The sequence below is a fragment of the Streptomyces sp. M-16 genome (assembly GCF_052114405.1).
Taxonomy (GTDB): Bacteria; Actinomycetota; Actinomycetes; order Streptomycetales; family Streptomycetaceae; genus Streptomyces.
This window is the reverse complement of the sequence record NZ_JBFRER010000004.1, coordinates 62,310-85,270: the sequence shown is the minus strand read 5'-3', so window position 1 is coordinate 85,270 and position 22,961 is coordinate 62,310. Positions and strand designations below refer to the sequence as shown.

General features: G+C 71.2%; 23 protein-coding genes. 8 read left to right on the top strand and 15 right to left on the bottom strand.

Going from position 1 to position 22,961, the window contains the following annotated elements:
- Positions 1–8 precede the first annotated feature (8 nt).
- From AB4039_RS03065 to AB4039_RS03030, 8 genes are all read right to left on the bottom strand, one after another.
- Positions 9–557 (bottom strand): GNAT family N-acetyltransferase, encoded by a 549-nt coding sequence (locus tag AB4039_RS03065; RefSeq protein ID WP_266842626.1) that lies wholly within the window; start codon positions 555–557, stop codon positions 9–11.
- A complete protein-coding gene (locus tag AB4039_RS03060; RefSeq protein WP_442269913.1) occupies positions 558–1,109 on the bottom strand; it encodes a hypothetical protein in 552 nt (183 codons plus the stop codon).
- Positions 1,110–1,146: 37 nt separating this feature from the next.
- Positions 1,147–2,052: a hypothetical protein gene (locus AB4039_RS03055; RefSeq protein WP_266842629.1), complete on the bottom strand. Its 906-nt coding sequence runs from the start codon at positions 2,050–2,052 to the stop codon at positions 1,147–1,149.
- A gap of 90 nt (positions 2,053–2,142) precedes the next feature.
- Positions 2,143–3,234 (bottom strand): LOG family protein, encoded by a 1,092-nt coding sequence (locus AB4039_RS03050; RefSeq protein ID WP_442269912.1) that lies wholly within the window; start codon positions 3,232–3,234, stop codon positions 2,143–2,145.
- Between the two features lie 26 nt (positions 3,235–3,260).
- Positions 3,261–4,343: a hypothetical protein gene (locus AB4039_RS03045; protein WP_266842633.1), complete on the bottom strand. Its 1,083-nt coding sequence runs from the start codon at positions 4,341–4,343 to the stop codon at positions 3,261–3,263.
- Complete coding sequence (locus AB4039_RS03040) at positions 4,325–5,080, bottom strand: ATP-binding cassette domain-containing protein (RefSeq protein WP_266842634.1); 756 nt, start codon at positions 5,078–5,080, stop codon at positions 4,325–4,327. The genes AB4039_RS03045 and AB4039_RS03040 overlap by 19 nt, the downstream gene beginning before the upstream one ends.
- 168 nt (positions 5,081–5,248) lie before the next feature.
- Positions 5,249–6,628 carry an aspartate aminotransferase family protein gene (locus AB4039_RS03035; RefSeq protein ID WP_266842636.1) on the bottom strand — a complete coding sequence of 460 codons (1,380 nt, stop codon included), beginning with the start codon at positions 6,626–6,628 and terminating at the stop codon, positions 5,249–5,251.
- Positions 6,613–7,116: an Lrp/AsnC family transcriptional regulator gene (locus AB4039_RS03030; RefSeq protein ID WP_007266859.1), complete on the bottom strand. Its 504-nt coding sequence runs from the start codon at positions 7,114–7,116 to the stop codon at positions 6,613–6,615. Before AB4039_RS03030 ends, AB4039_RS03035 begins: the two co-directional genes overlap by 16 nt.
- Positions 7,117–7,286: 170 nt before the next feature.
- Between AB4039_RS03030 and AB4039_RS03025 the strand changes: the two genes are divergently transcribed.
- Positions 7,287–8,726 carry a gamma-aminobutyraldehyde dehydrogenase gene (locus AB4039_RS03025; protein WP_266844072.1) on the top strand — a complete coding sequence of 480 codons (1,440 nt, stop codon included), beginning with the start codon at positions 7,287–7,289 and terminating at the stop codon, positions 8,724–8,726.
- A 115-nt stretch (positions 8,727–8,841) separates the two neighbouring features.
- On the top strand, positions 8,842–10,020 hold the full coding sequence (locus AB4039_RS03020; RefSeq protein ID WP_442269911.1) for a polyamine ABC transporter substrate-binding protein: 1,179 nt from the start codon (positions 8,842–8,844) through the stop codon (positions 10,018–10,020).
- Between the two features lie 17 nt (positions 10,021–10,037).
- Here AB4039_RS03020 and AB4039_RS03015 read toward each other — a convergent pair whose 3' ends face one another.
- The 5 genes from AB4039_RS03015 to AB4039_RS02995 all read right to left on the bottom strand — a co-directional run bounded on the left by AB4039_RS03015 (position 10,038) and on the right by AB4039_RS02995 (position 15,081).
- Entirely contained in the window at positions 10,038–11,279 is a 1,242-nt protein-coding gene (locus AB4039_RS03015; protein WP_442269910.1) for a serine hydrolase domain-containing protein, read from the bottom strand.
- Between the two features lie 149 nt (positions 11,280–11,428).
- On the bottom strand, positions 11,429–12,109 hold the full coding sequence (locus AB4039_RS03010; RefSeq protein WP_442269909.1) for a response regulator: 681 nt from the start codon (positions 12,107–12,109) through the stop codon (positions 11,429–11,431).
- Positions 12,106–13,329 carry a sensor histidine kinase gene (locus AB4039_RS03005; RefSeq protein ID WP_442269938.1) on the bottom strand — a complete coding sequence of 408 codons (1,224 nt, stop codon included), beginning with the start codon at positions 13,327–13,329 and terminating at the stop codon, positions 12,106–12,108. The genes AB4039_RS03010 and AB4039_RS03005 overlap by 4 nt, the downstream gene beginning before the upstream one ends.
- Positions 13,329–14,018, bottom strand: coding sequence for a glycerophosphodiester phosphodiesterase (locus AB4039_RS03000; RefSeq protein WP_266842644.1), 690 nt, complete (start codon positions 14,016–14,018; stop codon positions 13,329–13,331). Before AB4039_RS03000 ends, AB4039_RS03005 begins: the two co-directional genes overlap by 1 nt.
- Positions 14,019–14,055: 37 nt before the next feature.
- Positions 14,056–15,081, bottom strand: coding sequence for an adenosine deaminase (locus tag AB4039_RS02995; protein WP_266842646.1), 1,026 nt, complete (start codon positions 15,079–15,081; stop codon positions 14,056–14,058).
- Positions 15,082–15,190: 109 nt separating this feature from the next.
- On the opposite strand from AB4039_RS02995, the gene AB4039_RS02990 reads away from it, so the two are divergent.
- Entirely contained in the window at positions 15,191–15,907 is a 717-nt protein-coding gene (locus tag AB4039_RS02990) for a DUF4190 domain-containing protein (protein WP_442269908.1), read from the top strand.
- Positions 15,908–16,003: 96 nt separating this feature from the next.
- Here AB4039_RS02990 and AB4039_RS02985 read toward each other — a convergent pair whose 3' ends face one another.
- Together AB4039_RS02985 and AB4039_RS02980 are read right to left on the bottom strand one after the other, a co-directional pair.
- On the bottom strand, positions 16,004–16,423 hold the full coding sequence (locus AB4039_RS02985) for an NUDIX domain-containing protein (RefSeq protein ID WP_266842649.1): 420 nt from the start codon (positions 16,421–16,423) through the stop codon (positions 16,004–16,006).
- Positions 16,420–16,977, bottom strand: coding sequence for an NADAR family protein (locus AB4039_RS02980; RefSeq protein WP_266842650.1), 558 nt, complete (start codon positions 16,975–16,977; stop codon positions 16,420–16,422). Before AB4039_RS02980 ends, AB4039_RS02985 begins: the two co-directional genes overlap by 4 nt.
- A gap of 182 nt (positions 16,978–17,159) precedes the next feature.
- Here AB4039_RS02980 and AB4039_RS02975 point away from each other — a divergent pair, with 182 nt between their 5' ends.
- The 5 genes from AB4039_RS02975 (at position 17,160) to AB4039_RS02955 (ending at position 22,935) form a co-directional block, all read left to right on the top strand.
- The gene (locus AB4039_RS02975; protein ID WP_442269937.1) at positions 17,160–18,674 is read left to right on the top strand and encodes a gamma-aminobutyraldehyde dehydrogenase; all 1,515 of its coding nucleotides are present in this window, start codon (positions 17,160–17,162) and stop codon (positions 18,672–18,674) included.
- Positions 18,675–18,720: 46 nt separating this feature from the next.
- Positions 18,721–19,971 (top strand): polyamine ABC transporter substrate-binding protein, encoded by a 1,251-nt coding sequence (locus AB4039_RS02970; RefSeq protein ID WP_266842652.1) that lies wholly within the window; start codon positions 18,721–18,723, stop codon positions 19,969–19,971.
- 83 nt (positions 19,972–20,054) lie between these two features.
- Positions 20,055–21,203, top strand: a complete 1,149-nt coding sequence (locus AB4039_RS02965) for an ABC transporter ATP-binding protein (RefSeq protein WP_266842654.1) — start codon at positions 20,055–20,057, stop codon at positions 21,201–21,203.
- Positions 21,200–22,129, top strand: a complete 930-nt coding sequence (locus AB4039_RS02960; protein ID WP_266842656.1) for an ABC transporter permease — start codon at positions 21,200–21,202, stop codon at positions 22,127–22,129. Before AB4039_RS02965 ends, AB4039_RS02960 begins: the two co-directional genes overlap by 4 nt.
- Positions 22,129–22,935, top strand: coding sequence for an ABC transporter permease (locus AB4039_RS02955; protein ID WP_030227511.1), 807 nt, complete (start codon positions 22,129–22,131; stop codon positions 22,933–22,935). Before AB4039_RS02960 ends, AB4039_RS02955 begins: the two co-directional genes overlap by 1 nt.
- The last annotated feature ends 26 nt before the right edge of the window (positions 22,936–22,961 follow it).

Genomic DNA, 22,961 nt, shown 5'->3' with positions numbered 1-22,961 from the left:
AACTTCGCTCAGCTGGGCGCGACAGGCTGTTCGAGGAGCTCGTCCGGTCCGTCGAATCCGCAGCGCCGGTACAGCGGCGCACTGCGCTCAGACGGCCACACGATCAACGTATCCAGGCCGCGAACGCGCGCATAGCCGGTGGCCTCGTCGAGAAGGGCCCTGCCCAGACCGCGATTGCGCTGTTCAGGGGCGACGTAGAAGTTCGTCACGTAACCCAGGGCGTCGGAACCCGGGTAGGGACTGGGGACCTTCTCCACAAGACACACGAACACGTGACCACAGGGCCGACCGCCCACTTCCGCAACCCAGGCACGCCACGGCCCGACCATCCGGGAACGCAGCCACTGCTCGCACTCGGCGGTGAACTCCTCTTCGTTCTGCGGGACTTCATCTCCGCCGTCCTCCACCTTGAACCGCCAGCGCATGGCTGCCAGCGCGGCCGCGTCATCGGACTCGGCCCGACGGATAACAACGTCACTCATGGCCAAACTCTCGCAGACCGATCCGCCGAAGCGAAACTGCCTACGACCGTCCAACGACCCCTTGGAATTGATCATCTAGTGCCTGCTCACGCGCAGGATGTACCCGCTGACGGCCAGCGCCCAGACCGGGAAGAGCAGCTCGGACCAGGGCAGGGAGGAGCTCACCAGCAGCAGGAGCAGGCCGGCCGCGAAGCCCAGCAGGACGAGCGGCCGCGGGAAGACGCCGAGCCGCCTGCCGATGGTCGAGGTCGCGAAGACGAACACGGCCGCCATCCGCATCCCGTACGTCGTCAGCACCGTGTAGGCGAAGGAGCGGCCGAAGCCGGACGGCGTCGGGCTCTCCTGGAGGACGGTGCCCGCCGCGGCCGCGGCGACGAACAGGGTGGCCGCGAAGACGAAGCCGCTGCCCAGGAAGACGGTGGCGACGAACCGGTCCTCGGCGTCCCCGGTGTGGGCGCGCAGGGCGCCCATGAACCAGAGGAAGAAGATCCCCGCGAACGGGACGATCTCCAGCGCCGTGCTCACCGCCCAGCGCCGGTCGGGATCCACGGGGGCGTGGGCGGCGTCCGACGGGAGCGCGTAGCGGATCAGGACGATCGAGGCCGCCAGCAGCAGCGCGAAGAGCACCCCGGCCGTACCCGCGGCCGCTGCCGGGGCCCGCGCGTCAGGACACGGGCTCGGGGACGGGCTCCGGCGCCGGTTCCCCGGCCCCCTCGTGGTTGCCGTACCAGGCCACCGCCACGGCGCCCGTGACCGCCAGGACGAAGCCCAGTACGGCCAGCCATGCCAGTCCCGGCCGGGAGGCGTCGCCGAGCCAGAGCACGCCGATGGCTCCCGGGAGCACCGTCTCGCCGACGACCAGCGCCGCCGTCGCACCGTTGACGGAGCCGATCTGGAGGGCGACGGTGTGCAGGTACATGCCCCCCGCGCCGGCCAGCACGATGGCGTAGAGGGCCGGGTCGGCGAGCATCGTCCCCAGGGCGTAGGGCTCGACGCCGTCCAGGATCCGCACCCCGACGCCCAGCGCGCCGAAGGCCAGGCCCGAGAGCAGCCCCGCCAGGATCGCCGCCCGGGCGCCGAGGAAGCGCACGGCCACCGTGCCGCCGACGATGATCAGCGCGGTCACCGCGAGCAGCCACCAGTGCGTGGCCATCGGGGCGTGGTGGCCGCCCTCGTGACCGGCCGCCGTGGCGAGCAGCACCAGCGCCGCGCACACCACTGCGATGGAGGCCCACTCCTTGCGGGTCAGCCGGATGCCCAGCATCTTGACGCTCAGCACAGCGGTGATGACCAGGTTCGCGCTGATGACCGTCTGGGACAGGAACAGCGGCAGCATCCGGGCGGCCAGCGCACCCAGCCCGAACCCGACGAAGTCGAGGATCGTGCCGACGATGAACTCCCAGGTCATCGCCGCCTTCGCGGTCGAGGTGAGGTTCGGTCCGCCGTGCGCCGTCACCCCGGCGGCGGCCGGGGAGGTCCGGGCGGCCCGGCGCGAGCCCACGGCTTGCAGGACGGATCCCGTGCCGTAGCAGATGGACGCCGCGACAGCGGTCAGCAGGCCTATGAGCACAGAGGGCTCCGTTCACGTCTGGCAGGTTTTGCGGTACCTAGACCAGACGTGTGAACGGCCCCGGAAGTTGCCTGGGGAGCGGGTGAGAAGTCAGCGCATCGAGGCGAGGACGTCCGGGACCTCGTCCACGGAGTCCACCAGCGCGACCCGGGACTCCATCGCGCGGCCGTGCGCCAGGGCCCGGAGCAGCGGCCAGACCGGCAGGTGCGCGGTCCAGTGGGCGCGGCCGACCAGGATCATCGGGGCCGGCGCGGACTCCGAGGCGTAGTAGTTGGGCGTCGCGTTGTCGAAGACCTCCTGCACCGTGCCCGCCGCGCCGGGCAGGAACACCACGCCCGCCGTCGCCCGGGCGAGCAGGCCGTCCTCGCGGGTGGCGTTCGCGAAGTACTTGGCGATGTGGCCGGCGAAGGGGTTCGGCGGCTCGTGACCGTAGAACCACGTCGGGATGCCGACGGAATCGCCGCCCTCGGGCCACCGCTCCCGTACGGCGAAGGCGGCGCGCGCCCAGTCGGAGACGGACGGGGCGAAGGAGGGCGCCTTCGCGAGCATGTCGAGCGCCTCGGTGAGGGCTCCGTCGGGGGCCGGCGCCAGGTAGGCGCCGAGGTTGGCGGCCTCCATCGCACCCGGCCCGCCGCCGGTGGCCACGGTCATGCCCGACCGGGCGAGCTCCCGGCCGAGTTCGGCGGCGCCCCGGTAGTCGCGGCCGCCGCGGTCCACGGCGTGGCCGCCCATCACGCCGACCACGCGGGCACCCGCGAGGTGCTCGTCGAGGGCGTCGGAGACCGCGTCGTCGTGGACGGAGCGGAGCATCGAGGAGAAGACGTCCCCGTCGGCCTTGGTCTCCTGGAACCAGGCGTAGGCCTGGGCGTCCGCGGTGGACCCGTAACCGTCGGCGAGGCCGGCGAAGAGCTCTTCGGCCGTGTACAGCCGCCCCCGGTAGGGGTCGAAGGGCAGGTCCGGCACCGGGGGGAAGACGAGCGCGCCGTCCGCGCGGACCTTCGCCGAGGCGTCGGGCTCCATCGCGCAGCCCAGGAACACGGCGTCGGAGGTGTCGGCGGACAGCAGCGCGAACGTCCGCTCCAGCAGGTTGACCGACTGGACGCGGTAGCCGCTCAGTGAGCCCCGGGCTGCGACCCGGTCGAATTCCGCGAGCGTCTCGATCTCGATGTCTGCGTTGACCATTCGGCCCACACTAGGCGCTGGTCCGCTCAGCGGGTCAAGGCAAGCGACGTCAGCTGCGCCACACCCCAGCTGAGCGGGAGGCACACGACGAGGAGTGCGGCGGCCCGCACGGTCACGGCCGTACGCAGCACCGTTCCCGGTGTTCCGAGGTCCAGGAGGGCCGCCCGGGCGGCGGAGCGGGAGTGGCGGGATTCGGCGGCCGATGTGAGAAGGGTCGCGCCCGCGCAGAGGGCCACGAGGGCGGCGGCCGGACCGGTCAGCGGTCCGAGCGGGGTGAGGGACCCGCCCCGGTCGCCCAGGGCCACGGAGGTGAGGGCGGCGGCGCCGACGGCGCACAGCACCCCGAGGGGCCGGCCGAGGCGGGGGGCCTCCTCCTGGAGGGCCCGCCCGGCGAGCAGCCGCAGCGCGCCGGGGCGGACGGCCTGGACGAGGGTGCCGCAGGCGTAGGCCAGGCCGGGCCCGGCGAGGGCCAGCCCGACCGCGATCAGGACCCAGCCGGCCGGAACGGCCGCGCCGCGCGGGCCGGCGTAGGCCTCGACGGCGAGCCCGCTGGCGGCGAGCGCCACGCCCCAGGGCACTCCCGACTGGGGACTGAGTCCGGCCGCCGGGGGGCGGGGGCGCAGGGCGACGACGGTGGCGGCGGAGGCAGTGAGGGGGATCAGGGACAGCAGGGTGAGGGCGCCGGCCACCGGCAGCGGCTGGTCGGCGTGGAGCAGCCCGGCCCCCGCGCCGTCGAAGGGCAGGCCCGTCAGTTCGCCCCGCAGGTGCAGGAAGACGGCCAGGGCCAGGGCGCTGCCGACGGCGCAGGCGACGGCGGTGGAGACCGCGCCGACCAGGGTGAGCCGGACGGGGCCCAGCCCGACGGCGTCGAGGCCCTCGCGGGGCCGGGTCGCCGGGTCGGTCCGGGCCACCGCCACCGCGAACTGCACGGTGGCGGCGAGCGGCACGAGGGCCCACAGCAGCCGGGGCAGCGATCCGGCGGGCCGGGCCATCGCCTCCGCGAGGACGTACAGCAGCAGGAACCCGGTACCGGCCGAGGCGGCGGCGACGAGCAGGCGGCGCAGCTGGACCGCGGGGCGGGAGCCGCGGGCTAGGCGGAGAGCGAGCACGCGGCCTGGTCCTCCGTGGTCCGGGGGGAATCGGCCGCCGTGGCGGCCCCGGCCGGGCGGCCGTCGAGCAGGTCCAGCCTGTGGTCCGCCTGGCCGGCGGTCTCCTCGTCGTGGGTGGCCAGCACCACGGTGATCCCGTGGGAACGGGCGGCGGTGGTGAGCGTCCGCAGCAGCAGGGCGCGCTCTGCACGGTGCAGCGGGGCGGTCGGCTCGTCGGCGAAGAGCACGGCGGGCTCCCCGACCAGGGCCCGGGCGAGGGCGACCCGCTGGCATTCGGCGCGGGTCAGGGCGCCGGGGCGCTTGCGGGCGAATCCGCCGATGTCGAGGCGGTCCAGCCAGGCGCAGGCGGCGTTCTTGGCGGCGCGGTGGGTGGCGCCGGTGAGCAACAGGGGCAGGGCGGTGTTCTCCCACACCTTGAGCTCCGGCAGCAGCTGGGGCTCGGGTCCGATCCAGGCGAACCGGTCGCGGCGCAGCCGCTCGCGGGCGACGGGGCCCAGTGTGTGGACGGGGACGCCGTCGAACCAGACCTCGCCCTGTTCGGGCAGCAGCCGGCCGGTCAGGCAGCGCAGCAGCGTGGTCTTCCCGCTGCCGCGCGGGCCGGTCACGGCCAGGATCTCGCCCTTGCGCACTCCGGCGGTGACCCCGATGAGTCCGGGGGAACCGTCGTGGGAGTAGTGAAGGGCCCGTGCCCAGAGCACGTCATTGTCCGGTGGGGCATTGTCCGATGGAGCCACCATGGCGTACACCTCCGTCCGGGGGAACGAAGCGGAGCCCCTTCGGTCACTGGCGCCGCACTGAGATGTAAAGAGATGAACGTCTTGGATGGTGACAGCACACGGCCCGGACCCCCGCGTTCTCACTCGAACGGAGGATCCGGGCCGTGTGATCGGACCATCGCGCCGGGGTTACAGCTTGGTCCAGGCCTCCGTGAGCACCGAGCGCAGGATGCCTTCGATCTCGTCGAAGGTGCCCTGGTCCGCGATCAGCGGCGGAGCCAGCTGGATGACCGGGTCGCCACGGTCGTCGGCGCGGCAGTACAGGCCGTTGTCGAAGAGCGCCTTGGAGAGGAAGCCGTAGAGCACGCGCTCGGTCTCCTCGTCCGTGAAGGACTCCTTGGTGACCTTGTCCTTGACGAGCTCGATGCCGTAGAAGAAGCCGTTGCCGCGGACGTCGCCGACGATCGGGAGGTCGTGCAGCTTCTTCAGGGTGTTGAAGAAGTTGCCCTCCTGGTCCAGCACGTGCTGGTTCAGGCCTTCCTTGTCGAAGATGTCGAGGTTGGCCAGGGCCACGGCGGAGGACACCGGGTGTCCGCCGAAGGTGTAGCCGTGCAGGAAGGTGTTGTCGCCCTTGTAGAAGGGTTCCGCGAGGCGGTCCGAGATGATGCAGGCACCGATCGGGGAGTAGCCCGAGGTCATGCCCTTGGCGCAGGTGATCATGTCCGGCACGTAGTCGAACTTGTCACAGGCGAACATCGTGCCGAGACGGCCGAAGGCGCAGATCGTCTCGTCGGAGACGAGGAGCACGTCGTACTCGTCGCAGATCTCGCGGACGCGCTGGAAGTACCCGGGCGGCGGCGGGAAGCAGCCACCGGCGTTCTGCACCGGCTCCAGGAAGACGGCGGCGACGGTGTCGGCGCCCTCGAACAGGATCTCCTGCTCGATCTGGTCGGCGCACCAGCGGCCGTAGGCCTCCGGGTCGTCGCCGAAGATCGGGGCGCGGTAGATGTTGGTGTTCGGCACCTTGTGCGCGCCGGGGACCAGCGGCTCGAAGGGGGCCTTGAGGGCCGGCAGGCCGGTGATGGACAGGGCGCCCTGCGGGGTGCCGTGGTAGGCGACCGCGCGGGAGATGACCTTGTACTTGGTGTGCTTGCCCTGCAGCTTGAAGTACTGCTTGGCGAGCTTCCAGGCGGTCTCGACGGCCTCGCCGCCACCGGTGGTGAAGAAGACCTTGTTCAGGTCGCCCGGGGCGTAGTGGGCGAGGCGCTCGGCCAGCTCCACGGCCTTGGGGTGCGCGTACGACCAGATGGGGAAGAACGCGAGTTCCTGCGCCTGCTTGTAGGCGACCTCGGCCAGTTCCTTGCGGCCGTGACCGGCGTTGACCACGAACAGGCCCGCGAGGCCGTCCAGGTAGCGCTTGCCCTTGTCGTCCCAGATGTAGGTGCCCTCGCCCCGGACGATGGTGGGGACGGGGGAGTTCTCGTAGGACGACATGCGGGTGAAGTGCATCCACAGGTGGTCGTACGCGGTCTTGGAGAGGTCCTGGCTCACGGTTATCTGGTTCCCCACATGTAGGTCTGCTTCTTGAGCTTCAGGTAAACGAAGCTCTCGGTTGATCGCACGCCGGGGAGCGTGCGGATCTTCTTGTTGATCGTCTCCAGCAGGTGGTCGTCGTCCTCGCAGACGATTTCCACCATGAGGTCGAACGACCCCGCGGTCATCACGACGTACTCGCACTCGGCCATCGCGGTCAGCGCGTCGGCCACCGGATCGAGATCGCCCTCGACGTTGATGCCGACCATGGCCTGGCGTCTCAGACCCACGGTGAGCGGGTCGGTGACGGCGACGATCTGCATGACGCCCTGGTCCAGCAGCTTCTGCACGCGCTGGCGGACGGCGGCTTCGGAGAGGCCGACGGCCTTGCCGATCGACGCGTAGGGACGGCGACCGTCCTCCTGGAGTTGCTCGATGATCGCCAGGGACACAGCATCGACCGAAGGGGACGGTTGTCTGTTCCTGGAATCTGCGCTTCGACTGACCACGACCTCACTGTGCACGAGGAGTCGTCCGTTCCGCAACCCGTAATCGATGAAATCCGTTGTGGCGGGTCTCCGATTGCACGGATTTCGCAGTTCGTGATGTCTGGCTCTGTCGAAAGCGTCGCCGGAGGGGCTAGTCTTTGGGGGTCGTCTCAATCATTGGACATGTGATCAGGAGAGTGGCTGTAGTGACCACCGAACTGCGTCGTCTGCGCAACTACATCGGCGGGGAGTTCAAGGACGCCGCCGACGGGCGGACCACCGAGGTGGTCAACCCCGCCACCGGAGAGGTGTACGCGACCGCCCCGCTGTCCGGCCAGGCCGACGTGGACGCCGCCATGGCCGCCGCCGCGGCCGCCTTCCCGGGCTGGCGCGACACCACGCCCTCCGAGCGGCAGAAGGCCCTGCTCAAGATCGCGGACGCCTTCGAGGCCCGCGCTGACGAGCTCGTCGCCGCCGAGTCGGAGAACACCGGCAAGCCGCTGGGCCTGACGGCCAGCGAGGAGCTGCCGCCGATGGTGGACCAGATCCGCTTCTTCGCCGGCGCCGCACGCCTGCTGGAGGGCCGTTCGGCCGGTGAGTACATGGACGGGATGACCTCGATCATCCGCCGTGAGCCGGTCGGCGTGTGCGCCCAGGTCGCGCCGTGGAACTACCCGATGATGATGGCCGTGTGGAAGTTCGCCCCGGCGATCGCCGCGGGCAACACCGTGGTCCTGAAGCCCTCGGACACCACCCCGGCCTCCACCGTCCTGATGGCGGAGATCATCGACTCCGTCCTGCCCAAGGGCGTCTTCAACGTCGTCTGCGGCGACCGCGAGACCGGCAAGGCCATGGTCGAGCACTCCACCCCGGCGATGGCCTCCATCACCGGTTCCGTGCGCGCGGGCATGCAGGTCGCGGAGAGCGCCTCGAAGGACGTCAAGCGCGTCCACCTGGAGCTCGGCGGCAAGGCCCCGGTCGTGGTCTTCGAGGACGCCGACCTGGCCAAGGCCGTCGAGGACATCGCCGTCGCCGGCTACTTCAACGCCGGTCAGGACTGCACCGCCGCCACCCGCGTACTCGTCCACGAGTCGATCCACGACGAGTTCGTGGCCGCGCTCGCCAAGGCCGCCGCGGAGACCAAGACCGGACAGCCGGACGACGAGGACGTGCTGTACGGCCCGCTGAACAACCCCAACCAGCTCCAGCAGGTCGCGGGCTTCATCGAGCGCCTCCCCGCCCACGCCAAGGTCGAGGCGGGCGGCCACCGGGTCGGCGACCAGGGCTTCTTCTACGCCCCGACCGTCGTCTCGGGCCTCAAGCAGGACGACGAGATCATCCAGAACGAGGTCTTCGGCCCCGTCATCACCGTCCAGTCCTTCACGGACGAGTCCCAGGCCCTGGAGTACGCGAACGGAGTCGAGTTCGCCCTCGCCTCCTCCGTGTGGACCAAGGACCACGGCCGCGCGATGCGCATGTCCAAGAACCTCGACTTCGGCTGCGTGTGGATCAACACCCACATCCCGCTCGTCGCCGAGATGCCCCACGGCGGCTTCAAGAAGTCCGGCTACGGCAAGGACCTCTCCGCCTACGGCTTCGAGGACTACACCCGCATCAAGCACGTGATGACCTCGCTCGACGGCTGATCCGCCGCGACCGTCGCGGTGACGGGCGCGCACTGATCACCGCAGGCCACTGAAGGGGCGGGCAGTAGACACCTTGTCTATTGCCCGCCTCTTCGCGTTCGCCGAGGCTGTGCCCATGCCTGAACTCGCCTTCTCCCGCCGCGCGGCGCTGCGCGGCCTCGGTGCCGCGGGCCTGCTGGCCGCCCTCACCGGATGCGGTGTGCCCGCCGCCTTCGTCCCCGAGGACCGGCGGCAGGCCCAGGACCTCTCGGACCGGGACCAGAGCGTCGCCTTCTCCAACTGGCCGCTCTACATCGACACCGACGACCAGGACGAAGAGAGCCGCCCGACGCTGGAGGCCTTCACGAAGAAGACCGGCATCGAGGTCCGGTACACCGAGGAGATCAACGACAACGACGAGTTCTTCGGCAAGGTCAGCCCGGCCCTGATGAACCACCAGTCGACCGGTCACGATCTCGTGGTCGTCAGCGACTGGATGGCCGCCCGCTTCGTCCACCTGGGCTGGGCCCAGAAGATGGACCGCTCCGCCCAGGGCAACGTGGCCAGGTACCTCGACCCCCAACTGCGTTCCCCCGCCTTCGACGAGGGCCGGCTGCACACCGTCCCCTGGCAGTCGGGGATCACCGGCATCGCCTACAACCGCAAGGCCCTGGGCCGGGAGATCAAGTCCGTCAGGGACCTCTGGCAGCCGGACCTGGCCGGCAAGGTGACGCTCTTCTCCGGTCTCGACGAGTCCTTCGCCCTGCTCATGCAGGGCAACGGCGCCGATGTCACCCGGTGGACCGAAACCGACTTCCACCGGATGTGCGACCAGGTCGAGAGCATGGTGAAGCAGAGGCACATCCGCCGCTTCACCGGCAACGACTACACCTCCGACCTCAGCAAGGGAGACGTCCTGGCCTGCCAGGCCTACTCCGGCGACGTCATCCAGCTCCAGGCCGACAACCCCGACATCGAGTTCGTGGTCCCCGAGGAGGGCGCCGAGCTCTGGGCGGAGAGCCTGCTCGTCCCCAACCTCGCCCGCCACAAGACCAACGCCGAGGCCCTCGTCGACTACTACTACGACCCCGCGGTGGCCGCGGAACTCGCGGCCGCGGTCAACTACGTCTGCCCGGTGCCCGCCGCCCGCGAGGTGCTGGCCGCCTCTTCGGACAAGGAGACCGCCAAGCTCGCCGAGAACCCGCTGATCTTCCCCGACGAAGGGATGCGCAAGCGCCTCGTCGTCGCCCGGGACATCTCCTCGGCCGAACGCTCGTCCTTCGCCAAGCGCTGGAACTCCATCGTCGGACTCTGACCGGGCCCGCCGCGCCCCTACCCGGCGAAGGCCGCACCCACGATGCCCATGGCCACCTTGTTCATGTCCCGGCCCTTGGCATCGGTGGAGTTCACCGAGTACACGAGGGTGCGGGAGAGGTCGCGGCTGCCGCCGATCACGGTGTTGTAGCCGAAGCGGCCCCCGGTCTTGCCGTAGACCACGCGACCGCCCGGCAGTCTGAACTCCTTCAGGCCGGCCGTCTGCACCGCGTGCCCGCCGGTCTCGGCGTCCTGCACATCGGGGACGGTGAACATCTCCTCCAGCTGGGGCCGCGGGACCACCTTGCCGCCGAACAGCGCCACCGTGAACCGTTCCAGATCGGCCGTGGTCGATATGAGGTCCCCGGCAGCCCAGTTGGAGGAGGAGTTCCACTCCGTCACGTCCACCAGGGAGCTGCCCCCGCCCGGCTGCGGCACCGCCTGGTAGCCGTGGTTGTGGGGGCCCGGTATCCGGGTCTGGGTGCGGGCCGGGAACGAGGTGTCACGCAGACCCAGCGGCTTGAGTATCCGCTGGGACACCGCCTTCTCGTACGTCGTCCCCGTCACCTTCTCGATCAGCACGCCGAGCACCGTGTAGTGGATGTTGCTGTAGTGCTGCTTCTCGCCGGGCCGGGACCCGGGGCCCTTGGCCGCCGCGTTGGCGATCAGTGCCCGCGGGTCCACCACGTCGAAGCGGTGGGCGTACTCGTCCGCGAAGTCGTCCCCCGGCCCGTCCGCCGACCTCAGGCCGCTCGTGTAGTTCAGCAGCTGGCGTACGGAGACGGGCTCGAAACCGCCGGGGCCGCCGGGCAGCAGCCCCGGCAGGTACTCCTGCACCGGCCGGTCCAGATCCAGCCTGTGCTCGGCGGCCAGCTGCAGCACCACGGCCGCGGTGAAGGCCTTCGTCACCGAACCCGCCCGGAACCGGGCGTCCTCGATCGCCGCGCGCCCGCTGCGGATGTCCGCGACCCCGGAACTTCCCTTCCAGGAACCACTCGTACCGCCCACCCGCACCAGCGCGGCCGTCGCCTCCGGGTGATCGGCGCCCAGACCCGCGATGGCCCGCTCCAGCGCCGCCGCGTCGGGCGGGGTCGAGAACAGCGGCGCGTCCACCCCGGCGGCCCGGACCGGGCCCGCCGAGGCCGCCGCAACCGGAGCCGGCGTCCGGGCGGCGTCGGCGGCGTGCGCCGCGACCGCCGGGCCGGACGCGATGCCCAGTACCAAAGTGGCCGCGATCAGCGTGCGCGTACGTGCCTTCATGATGGTGATCCCCCTGTGTGCGATCCGCGGGGCCCGCTGCCCCGACGTCCTCAATGGTGCTGTTCACAGGGGTGGTTGCGGATCACCGGTGAGAGGGGTCTTCCGCGGTACGACAACTCACCGGCGCGGGGGAGCCGACACGCCGTCCCTCACTCTCCAGAGGGAGAACCGGCCGCGATCAGGCCCGTCTCGTACGCGCAGATCACCGCCTGGATCCGGTCCCGCAGACCCAACTTCCCCAGCAGGTTGCCCACGTGCGACTTCACCGTGTGCTCGCTGACCGTCAGCGCCGCCGCGATCTCCGCGTTCGACAGCCCCCGCCCCAGATGCAGCAGCGTCTCCCGCTCCCGGGCCGTCAGCACCTCCAGCCGGTCCTCCGACAGGGCCCGCGCACCCGCCGTCCGGGCCGTCACCGCCGTGTACTCCTCGATCAGCCGCCGCGCCACCGAAGGCGCAAGCAGGGACTCGCCCGCCGCCACCACCCGTACCGCGTGCACCAGATCGTCCCGCCGCACGTCCTTCAGCAGGAACCCGCTCGCCCCCGCGTGCAGCGCCTCGTACACGTACTCGTCCGAGTCGAAGGTGGTCAGCATCACCGACCGGCAGGCGCTGCCCGCCGATATCCTCCGGCAGGCCTCGATCCCGTCCAGCACCGGCATCCGGATGTCCAGCAGCACGACGTCCGGCGCGAGCCGGGCGACCGCCTCCACCGCCGCCGCGCCGTCCCCCACCTCCGCCACGACCTCGATGTCCTCCTGGACGTCCAGGATCATCGCGAAACCGCTGCGCACCAGCTCCTGGTCGTCGGCCACCACCACACGGATCGTCATGTCGCCACCTCCAGCGGCGAGGTTACAAGGACCACCCGCACCGAGAACCCCCCGTCGGGCCCCGGACCGCACCAGGCCGTCCCGCCGTGTGCCGCCGCCCGCTCCCGGATCCCGATCAGCCCGTGCCCGCCGTTCGAGGAGCCCTCCGGGGCGCCGTTCGCGAAGCCGTCCGCCGCGCCGTTGCGCGTACCGCCGCGCGCGCCGGCCGGTCCGCGGCCGTCGTCGGTGACCGTCACCGTCAGGTCCCCCACCCCGTACTCCAGGCGTACGTCCACCGTCGAGGCCCCGGCGTGCCTGACCACATTGGTCAGCGCCTCCTGCACCACCCGGTGCACCGTCGCCTCCAGCGCGGCCGGCAGCCCGCGCACCTCGCCCGTCCGCTCGTAGGAGACCTTCGGCCCGCTCGCCCGGACCCGGTCCAACAGCGCCGGCAGCCCCGCGATCCCGGGCTGCGGCGCACGCGGAGCCGCCTCGTCCGTCCGCAGGACCCCCAGCATCGTCCGCAGCTGCGCCATCGCGTCCCGGCCCGTCTCGGCGATCGCCTCGAAGGCCGCCTCGGCCCGTTCCGGGGCCCGGCGCACCGCCACCGGACCCGCCTCCGCCTGCACGATCATGATGCTGACCGCGTGCGAGAGGATGTCGTGCATCTCCCGCGCGATACGGGCCCGTTCGCGCGCCGCCGCCTGCTCCGCCTCGATCCGGTTCGCCCGCTCCAGCTGCTCCGCCCGCTCCAGGGCCGCCTCGGTGTACGCCTGCCGGGTCGCCTGCAGCCGCCCCAGCGCGAACGCCGCCCCGAACACGAACAGCGAGAACAGCAGCTCCCGGGCCGTCTGCGTGTTGAGCGCGACCGAACCGAGGATCACCACCGTCACGACCGCGCCCATGGCCAGCCGCACCCGCTCCGTGCAGTGCAGCGCGATCGTGTAGAGGGCGATCAGCCCGGCGTACGGCAGCGGCTGGCCGGGCCCGTCCAGCGCCAGCCGGTACACCGTCCCCGCCGCGACCACCCCGAACAGCACCAGGACCGGGGCCCGGCGCCGCCACACCAGCGGCAGGTTGCCGAGCGTGGTCAGCAGGTACGCCGCCCAGGTCGCGGGCGACTCCCGGGGGTCGCGGGGCACCACGAACGGAATGGTCGTCGCCACCTGCACCAGCAGTGTCACCCCCAGGTCCCGCCGACGCGGATCCGCCGTCCGGATCCGCTCCCCCCAGGCCCGGATCACCGTCCGGACCCGGCCCGGACCGAGGTCAGCACGTCCACCCGGTTCGTGGTGATGGAGTCCACGCCCGCCGCGGCCAGGGCGCGCATCGACCGCTTGGTGTCCGCCGTCCAGGCCGACACCAGCAGCCCGTCCCGGTGCAGGGCGTCCGTGAGCTCCCGGTCGACCAGCCCGAAGCGGTAGTTGAGCCAGCGGGGGGCGACCGCGTCGATCAGCACCCGGCGCGGCGGCGAGAGGGTGGTCCAGGTCAGGGCGATCTCCGCGCCCGGGTCGGCGGCGCGGACCGCGAGCATGGTGTCCGGCCCGGCGCAGTAGTACGTGCGCTCGCGCGCCCCGCACTCGCGCACCAGGCCCACGACGGTCCGTACGGTCTCGGCCGTGGCGCCCGGCAGGTCCAGCATCAGCCGGCCGGCCCCGGCGGCCATCAGGGCCTCGCGCAGGGTGGGGATCCCGCCCTGCGCGAGCTCCTTCAGCTGTGCGGCGGTGACGTCGTCCAGCCGCACGTCGTGGCCCCACAGCCGCTGGAGGGTCTCGTCGTGGAGCAGGACCGGCACGCCGTCACGGGTCAGCCGTACGTCGACCTCCACCGCGTCCGCCCCGCGCGCGAAGGCGGAGCGGACGGAGGCGAGGGTGTTCTCGCGGACTCGGTAGGGATCGCCGCGGTGACCGACGGCAGTCAGGGTGTTCATGCCCCCATTCTCAGGGGACGCCGGGTCCGACGGGACGTCAGCGGGCGAGCCAGTCCGCGGTGTACGCGTCGATCTCCGCGCTGAGCTTCTCCTTGCCGGTCTGGTCCAGGAAGGAGGCCTCGACGGCGTTCTTCGCGAGTCGCGCCAGTCCGCGCTCGTCGAGGCCGAGGAGGCGGGCGGCGACGGCGTACTCGTTGTTGAGGTCGGTGCCGAACATCGGCGGGTCGTCGCTGTTGATGGTGACGAGGACGCCCGCGGCGACCATCTCCTTGACCGGGTGCTCGTCGAGGTCCGCGACGGCGCGCGTCGCGATGTTGGAGGTCGGGCACACCTCCAGCGCGATGCGGTGCTCGGCCAGGTACGCCAGCAGCTCCGGGTCCTTGGCGGCGCTCGTGCCGTGGCCGATGCGCTCGGCGCCCAGCTCGCGGACGGCGTCCCAGACCGTCTCCGGTCCGGTGGTCTCGCCGGCGTGCGGCACGCTGCGCAGGCCGGCGGCACGGGCACGGTCGAAGTACGGCTTGAACTGCGGGCGCGGCACGCCGATCTCGGGGCCGCCCAGGCCGAAGGAGACCAGGCCCTCGGGGCGCAGGTCGACGGCGAGGCGGAGGGTCTCCTCGGCGGCTTCCATGCCGGCCTCGCCGGGGATGTCGAAGCACCAGCGCAGGATGACGCCCAGTTCGGTCTCGGCCGCCTTGCGGGCGTCCTCGATGGCCTCCATGAAGGCGTGCTCGTCGATGCCGCGGCGCGTCGAGGAGTAGGGGGTGATGGTGAGTTCGGCGTAGCGGATGTTCTGCCGGGCCATGTCGCGGGCGACCTCGAAGGTCAGCGTGCGCACGTCGTCGGGGGTGCGGACCAGGTCGACGACCGAGAGGTAGACCTCGATGAAGTGGGCGAAGTCCGTGAAGCTGAAGTAGTCGGCGAGGGCTTCGGGGTCGGTGGGGACCTTCGAGTCGGGGTGGCGGGAGGCGAGTTCCGCCACGATCCGCGGCGACGCCGAACCGACGTGGTGGACGTGGAGTTCGGCCTTGGGCAGCCCCGCGATGAAGGGGTGCAGGTCGGGCATCGGGTGCCTCCGGGAGGACGCGGGTGCGGGCAGGTCGGCTTCATCGTAGGCAGCCCCGGGACGTGTCGGTGGCAGCGCTTAGCATGGCCGTACGAGAGGGGGGCGCCGTATGACCGACCAGAGCCCTGAGCCGAGGGACCCGTGGGCCCCGCCCGAGAGGTCCGCGGCGGAGCCGGGCAAGCAGGCCGGGGCGGCGCCGACGCCCTCCGTGCACCCGGTGCCCGGCGGCCCGACCGCGCCCGCCGCCGTTCCACCGGTCCACGAGCAGGACCCGTCCGTACGGGCGCCGGAGGTCCAGGGCACGCCGACCCCGCCGTCTCCGTACGCGCCGCCCCCGATACCCGCGCCGGCACCGGTGCTCCCGGCCACGGCCGCGTACGGGTACCCGGCCCAGCCGGACCCGGCGGCCTACGCGTACCCCGGCCCGCCGCCGGCCCCCGTCCCGCCGGCCTACCCGGGCTACGCCGGCTACCCCGGTTATGCCGGGTACCCGCCCTACGCCCGGCCCGCCGGCAATGGCTTCGGCGTCGCCGCCCTGGTGCTCGGCATCCTCTCGGTGGTCGGCTGCGTGACCATGGTCGGGTCGATCGCCCTCGGCATCGCGGCCGTCGTCTTCGGCGCGCTGGGCCGGGGCAAGGCGAGCCGCGGCGAATCAACCAACGGCGGAATGGCCCTGGCGGGGATCATCCTCGGCGGGGTCGGCATCGTGCTGGGCATCGGCATGACCCTGCTGGTCTTCCTCGGCCCCACCCTGGAGGAATCCGGCGGCGGCCGGCACGGTCCCTCGGTCTCCCGGACCGACGACCAGCCCCGCGAACGCGTCTGACGCCCCACCCGCCCGCACCCCCGGCCCCGTACCGCGCCGCCGCCCGCGTCCGTGACGCCCGGCGCGGGTGAGGCCACGGGGGCGAGGCCACGGGGCTCAGGGCGCGGCGGCGGACAGCAGGGTGGGGACCATGTAGGGGCCGTCCGCGCCGGTCCGGGGGAGGGGGACCCACGTCAGGCCCACCATCCGGGGGCAGTCGCACTCCAGCTCCGCGTCCACCCCCAGCACCGGCTCCCCGGCCGCCACCTCCACCCGGAAACAGGTGGTCCAGCCGGAGGGGTACGGAGCCTCGTACGCGCGGCGCACCGACAGGGCCCGCAGCCCCGTCTCCTCGGCCACCTCGCGCCGCACGGCCGCCTCCAGGTCCTCCCCGGGCTCCACCCCGCCGCCCGGCAGGGTCCAGTACTCCGCCCCGTCGTGCCGGCCGGACGGCCCCCGTCCCCTCTCGCGCACCATCAGCACGCTGCCGTCCCGCACGATGACGGCCGCCACCCGGCGCCGCTCCGCGGGATTCACTCGGCGTTCCCCTCCCGCAGCCGCTCCCGCGCCTCCATCAGCGCGAAGCCCAGCAGGTTCAGCCCCCGCCAGCGCGCCGGGTCCAGGGCGCGCTCGTCGTCGGCGGCCAGTCCGATGCCCCAGATCCGGTCCACCGGGCTCGCCTCCACCAGCACCCGGTTCCCCGTACCGAGCAGGTACGCCCGCAGCGCCGGATCGGAGCCGAACTTGTGGACGCTGCCCTCCACGACCAGCGCGAACCGCTCCCGCTGCCACACGGTCTCGTCGAAGCCGCGCACCAGCCGTCCGGCCTTCTTCGCGGCCGCCGGACTCCCGGCCCGCAGCGCCGCCCGCTCCGCCTCCGCGTCCCCGAACAACCGCGCCTTGCCGGCCATCATCCAGTGCTCGGCCGTGGCGTACCGGACATCACCCACAGTGAAAGCGGACGGCCACCACTGGCTCAGACAGCTCGGACCGAGCCGTCCGTCAGCCTGCGGCCGGTGCCCCCAGAAGGGCAGGTACTTCAGCCGCTCACCACGGCTGACCTGCCCGATCAACTTGTCGGTCATCTCCATGCACGCGAGTCTGGCAGTCACCACTGACACTTCGTACGGGATTTCGGGCGCGCCTCGACACATGGTCGACCGATTCCGTCGCGTAATCAAAAGGCAACAACGGAATCACTTGGCGGAGGGGAACACCTCTGTCAGGATCGGCACTCAATTCGAGCTGTAGCTACGGAGAGCGTGAGAGCGTGATGGGTAACCGCTTCCAGGTTAAGGACCGCTTCGCAGACGGCGCGCAGTACATCGACGGCCGGCTCCGCTCCGGTACGTCGGGTCGCTCGCACACGGTGGTCGACCCCGCGACCGGTCAGGAGGTGCTCACCTACGAACTGGCGGGCACGGCGGACGTGGACGAGGCCGTAGCCGCCGCCAAGCGGGCCTTCCCCGCCTGGTCGGCCGCGACCCCCGGGGAGCGTTCGGACGCGCTGCACCGGCTGGCCGGCGTACTGGCCGAGCAGGCGGAGGACTTCGCGTACGCCGAGTCCCTGCAGTGCGGCAAGCCGGTCAAGCTGTCCACGGAGTTCGACGTGCCGGGGACCATCGACAACACGGCCTTCTTCGCGGGCGCGGCCCGTCACCTCCAGGGCCAGGCGGCCGGCGAGTACTCCGGGGACCACACCTCGTACGTACGGCGCGAGGCCATCGGCGTCGTCGGCTCCATCGCCCCCTGGAACTATCCGCTCCAGATGGCCGCCTGGAAGATCCTCCCGGCCATCGCCGCGGGCAACACCATCGTCCTCAAGCCCGCCGAGCTCACCCCCCTGACCTCCCTGATGTTCGCCCAGGCGGCCAAGGAGGCGGGCATCCCCGACGGCGTGGTCAACATCGTCACGGGCGCCGGGCGGGAGGCGGGCGAGCACCTGGTCGGCCACCCCGACGTGGTCATGACCTCCTTCACCGGCTCCACCGCCGTCGGCAAGCGGGTGGCCGAGATCGCCACCGCCACCGTCAAGCGGCTCCACCTGGAGCTCGGCGGCAAGGCCCCCTTCCTCGTCTTCGACGACGCCGACCTGGAGGCCGCCGCCCACGGCGCCGTCGCCGCCTCGCTCATCAACACCGGCCAGGACTGCACCGCGGCCACCCGCGCCTACGTCCAGCGCCCCCTGCACGACGCCTTCGTCGCCCGGGTCGCCGAGCTGATGGAGAGCGTCCGGCTCGGTGACCCCTTCGCGCCCACCACCGATCTCGGCCCGCTGGTCTCGCACGCCCAGCGCGACCGGGTCGCCGCCTTCGTCGAGCGCGCCCGCGCGTACGCCACGGTCGTCACCGGCGGCGGGATCCCGGGCGGCGAGCTGGAGGGGGGCGCCTACTACCGGCCCACCCTGATCTCCGGCGCCGCGCAGGACAGCGAGGTCGTCCAGTCCGAGATCTTCGGCCCGGTGCTGGTCGTCCTGCCCTTCGACACCGACGACGAGGGCCTCGCGCTGGCCAACGACACCCCGTACGGGCTCGCCGCCTCCGCCTGGAGCCGGGACCTCTACCGGGCGAACCGCGCCACGCGCGAGCTCAAGGCCGGCTGCGTGTGGGTCAACGACCACATCCCGATCATCAGCGAGATGCCCCACGGCGGCTACAAGGCCAGCGGCTTCGGAAAGGACATGTCCACCTACTCCTTCGAGGAGTACACGCAGGTCAAGCACGTGATGTACGACAACACCGCGGTGGCGGCCAAGGACTGGCACCGCACCATCTTCGGGGACCGATAACAGCCACCGCCCGACCAGCGGCACACCTCCCGAAAGGCCACAGCCAATGGAGCAGCTCGACCCCGGCCGCCTCTCCGCGGCGCAGCTCGCCGCGATGCGGCGCAGTCTCACCAGCGGGCGGGGCGCCCTCACCCGCCGTTCGCTGCTGCGCGCGTCCGGCATCGGGGCGCTCACCCTCGGCGGCCTGTCCGCCCTGACCTCCTGCGGCATCCCGCCCGCCCGGCGCGAGAGCGGCGCGGCGGCCGCCTCCGCCGATCACTCGGACCGGGAGAAGGTGCTCAACTTCTCCAACTGGACCGAGTACATGGACACCAGCGAGGACGAGAAGTCCCGTCCCACGCTGGAGGAGTTCGGCAAGCGCACCGGCATAGAGGTCAAGTACAGCGAGGACATCAACGACAACGTCGAGTTCTTCGGCAAGATCCGCCCGCAGCTGGCCGCCGGCCAGGACACCGGGCGCGACCTGATCGTCGTCACCGACTGGCTCGCCGCCCGGATCATCCGGCTCGGCTGGGCGCAGAAGCTGGACCCCTCCCACCTGCCGCACGCCTACGCCAACCTCTCCCCGCAGTTCCGCAGCCCCGACTGGGACCCGGGCCGCTCCTACAGCTATCCCTGGACCGGCATCTCGACCGTCATCGCCTACAACTCCAAGGCCACCGAGGGCAGGAAGGTCGATTCCGTCACCCAGCTGCTCGACGACCCCTCCCTCAAGGGCCGCGTCGGCTTCCTCACCGAGATGCGCGACAGCGTCGGCATGACCCTGCTCGACCAGGGCAAGGACCCGGCGAACTTCACCACCGCGGACTTCGACGGCGCCATCGGCCGGCTCCAGAAGGGCGTGGACACGAAGCAGATCCGCCGCTTCACCGGCAACGACTACACCGCCGACCTCGACAAGGGGGACCTCGCGGCCTGCCTGGCCTGGGCGGGCGACGTGATCCAGCTCCAGGCCGGCAACCCCGACATCAAGTACGCGGTTCCGGCGGCCGGGTACATCACCTCCAGCGACAACCTGCTGGTCCCGGCCCAGGCCCGGCACAAGGCCAACGCCGAGAAGCTCATCGACTACTACTACGAGCTCCCGGTGGCCGCCCGGCTGGCCGCGTTCATCAGCTACGTCTGCCCCGTGGACGGCGTCAAGGACGAGCTCGCCAAGATCGATCCCGCGCTCGCGGAGAACACGCTGATCGTCCCGGACAAGGCGATGACCGCCAAGTCCCACGCCTTCCGCTCCCTCAGCAGCGAGGAAGAGACGGCGTACGAGGAGAAGTTCACCCGGCTCATCGGCGCCTGACCCACCGCTCCCCCCCCGCCAGACCCCTCCACCCCCGCGCTCCCGCACCCTTCCGACGACACCACCACCGAAGGCCGCGACCCATGACTGACAAGACCGCGAGCGGCGACGTCCGCCTCGCCGGGATCAGCAAGCACTACGGATCCTTCACCGCCGTGCACCCGCTGGACCTCACCATCCCCCAGGGCTCCTTCTTCGCCCTGCTCGGCGCCTCGGGCTGCGGGAAGACCACCACCCTGCGCATGATCGCCGGCCTGGAGGAGCCCTCCACCGGCACGGTCAGCCTCGGCGACCGCGAGGTCACCCACCTGCCGCCGTACAAGCGCCCGGTCAACACCGTCTTCCAGAGCTACGCGCTGTTCCCGCACCTGAGCATCTACGAGAACATCGCGTTCGGGCTGCGCCGCCGCGGCGTCAAGTCCGTCAAGAAGCAGGTCGACGAGATGCTGGAGCTGGTGCAGCTCGGCCAGTTCGCCCAGCGCAAGCCCCACCAGCTCTCCGGTGGCCAGCAGCAGCGCGTCGCCGTCGCCCGCGCCCTGATCAACCACCCCCAGGTGCTCCTCCTCGACGAGCCGCTGGGCGCCCTGGACCTCAAGCTGCGCCGCCAGATGCAGCTGGAGCTCAAGCGGATCCAGACGGAGGTCGGCATCACCTTCGTGCACGTCACGCACGACCAGGAGGAGGCCATGACCATGGCCGACACGGTCGCGGTGATGAACGGCGGCCGGGTCGAGCAGCTGGGCGCCCCCGCCGAGCTGTACGAGAACCCGCGGACCACCTTCGTCGCGAACTTCCTCGGCACCTCCAACCTGATCCAGGCCTCGGTGGAGTCCGCGGGCACCGACGTCGTCGTCTCGGCCTCCGGCACCACGCTGCGCCTGCCCGGGCAGCGATGTTCGACCACGCCCCGCGCGGGCGGAAAGCTGCTGGTCGGAGTGCGCCCCGAGAAGATCTCCCTGGTCCACGCGGACGAGGAGCACACCGTCGCGGCCGGCCGGAACAAGATCACGGGTCGGATCGCCGACTCCTCCTTCATCGGCGTCTCCACCCAGTACGTCATAGACAGCCAGGTCTGCCCGGAGCTGGAGGTGTACGCGCAGAACATCGAGCGCGACGCCCGCCTCGTCCCCGGCGCCGAGGTCATACTCCACTGGAACCCGGAGCACAGCTTCGGCCTGGACGCCGCCATGGACATCGACGCCGGCGTCGAGACCGTCGAGGAGAGCGCGTGACCGCCGTCTCCGCGCCGCCCCGGGAGGCCGCCCCGGCCGAACCCCCGGTGCACAGGGCGTCCCTGCGCAAGCGCCTGATCCCGTACTGGCTGCTGCTCCCCGGCATCCTGTGGCTGCTCGTGTTCTTCGTGCTGCCGATGATCTACCAGGCCTCCACCTCGGTGCAGACCGGTTCGCTCGAAGAGGGCTTCAAGGTCACCTGGCACTTCCAGACCTACTGGGAGGCCTTCGGCGACTACTACCCGCAGTTCCTGAGGTCCCTGCTCTACGCGGGCACCGCGACCGCGCTGTGCCTGCTGCTCGGGTACCCGCTGGCCTATCTGATCGCCTTCAAGGCCGGCCGCTGGCGCAACCTCCTGCTGGTGCTGGTCATCGCCCCGTTCTTCACCAGCTTCCTGATCCGTACCCTGGCCTGGAAGACGATCCTCGCCGACGGAGGTCCGGTGGTCGGCGCCCTCAACGCCGTCGGCTTCCTCGACGTCACCAGCTGGCTCGGCATGACCGAGGGGGACCGGGTCCTGGCCACGCCGCTCGCGGTGGTCTGCGGCCTGACGTACAACTTCCTCCCCTTCATGATCCTGCCGCTCTACACCTCGCTGGAGCGCATCGACACCCGCCTCCACGAGGCGGCCGGGGACCTGTACGCCCGCCCCTCCACGGTGTTCCGCAAGGTGACCTTCCCGCTCTCGATGCCGGGCGTGGTCTCCGGGACCCTGCTCACCTTCATCCCGGCGAGCGGCGACTACGTCAACGCCGAACTGCTCGGCTCGACGGACACCCGGATGATCGGCAGCGTCATCCAGTCGCAGTACCTGCGCATCCTCGACTACCCGACGGCGGCCGCGCTGTCCTTCATCCTCATGGCCATCGTGCTGATCATGGTGTCCATCTACATCCGCCGTGCGGGGACGGAGGACCTGGTCTGATGAACAAGCCCCTTGGCTGGCTCCGCCGCAACTTCGTGGTCATCGCGGGACTCGGCACGCTCGCGTACCTGATCCTGCCCAACGTCGTCGTGACGGTCTTCTCCTTCAACAACCCCGCCGGGCGCTTCAACTACGCCTGGCAGGAGTTCTCGCTCGACGCCTGGAAGGACCCCTGCGGGGTCGCCGACCTGTGCGGCTCCCTCTCGCTCTCCCTCCAGATCGCCTTCTGGGCCACCATCGGCGCGACCGTGCTCGGCACCGCGATCGCCTTCGCGCTCGTGCGCTACCGGTTCCGGGCGCGCGGCGCGGTCAACTCACTGATCTTCCTGCCGATGGCCATGCCCGAGATCGTGATGGCGGCGTCCCTGCTCGCCCTCTTCCTCAACATGGGCATCCAGCTGGGCTTCTGGACCATCCTGATCGCCCACGTGATGTTCTGCCTCAGCTTCGTCGTCGCCGCCGTCAAGGCGCGCGTGCTGTCGATGGACCCGAGGCTGGAGGAGGCCGCGCGCGACCTCTACGCCGGACCGGTCCAGACGTTCCTGCGGGTCACCCTGCCGATCGCCGCCCCCGGCATCGCGGCGGGTGCGCTGCTGTCCTTCGCGCTCTCATTCGACGACTTCATCATCACCAACTTCAACTCGGGCAACACCGTCACCTTCCCCATGTTCGTGTGGGGATCGGCCCAGCGCGGTACGCCCGTCCAGATCAACGTCATCGGTACGGCGATGTTCGTCATCGCGGTCCTGGTGGTGCTGGCCGGCCAGTGGGTCGGCAACCGCCGCAAGAAGGCACAACCGAAGTAATCAGTTCAGTTCCGTAGGGAGTTGGA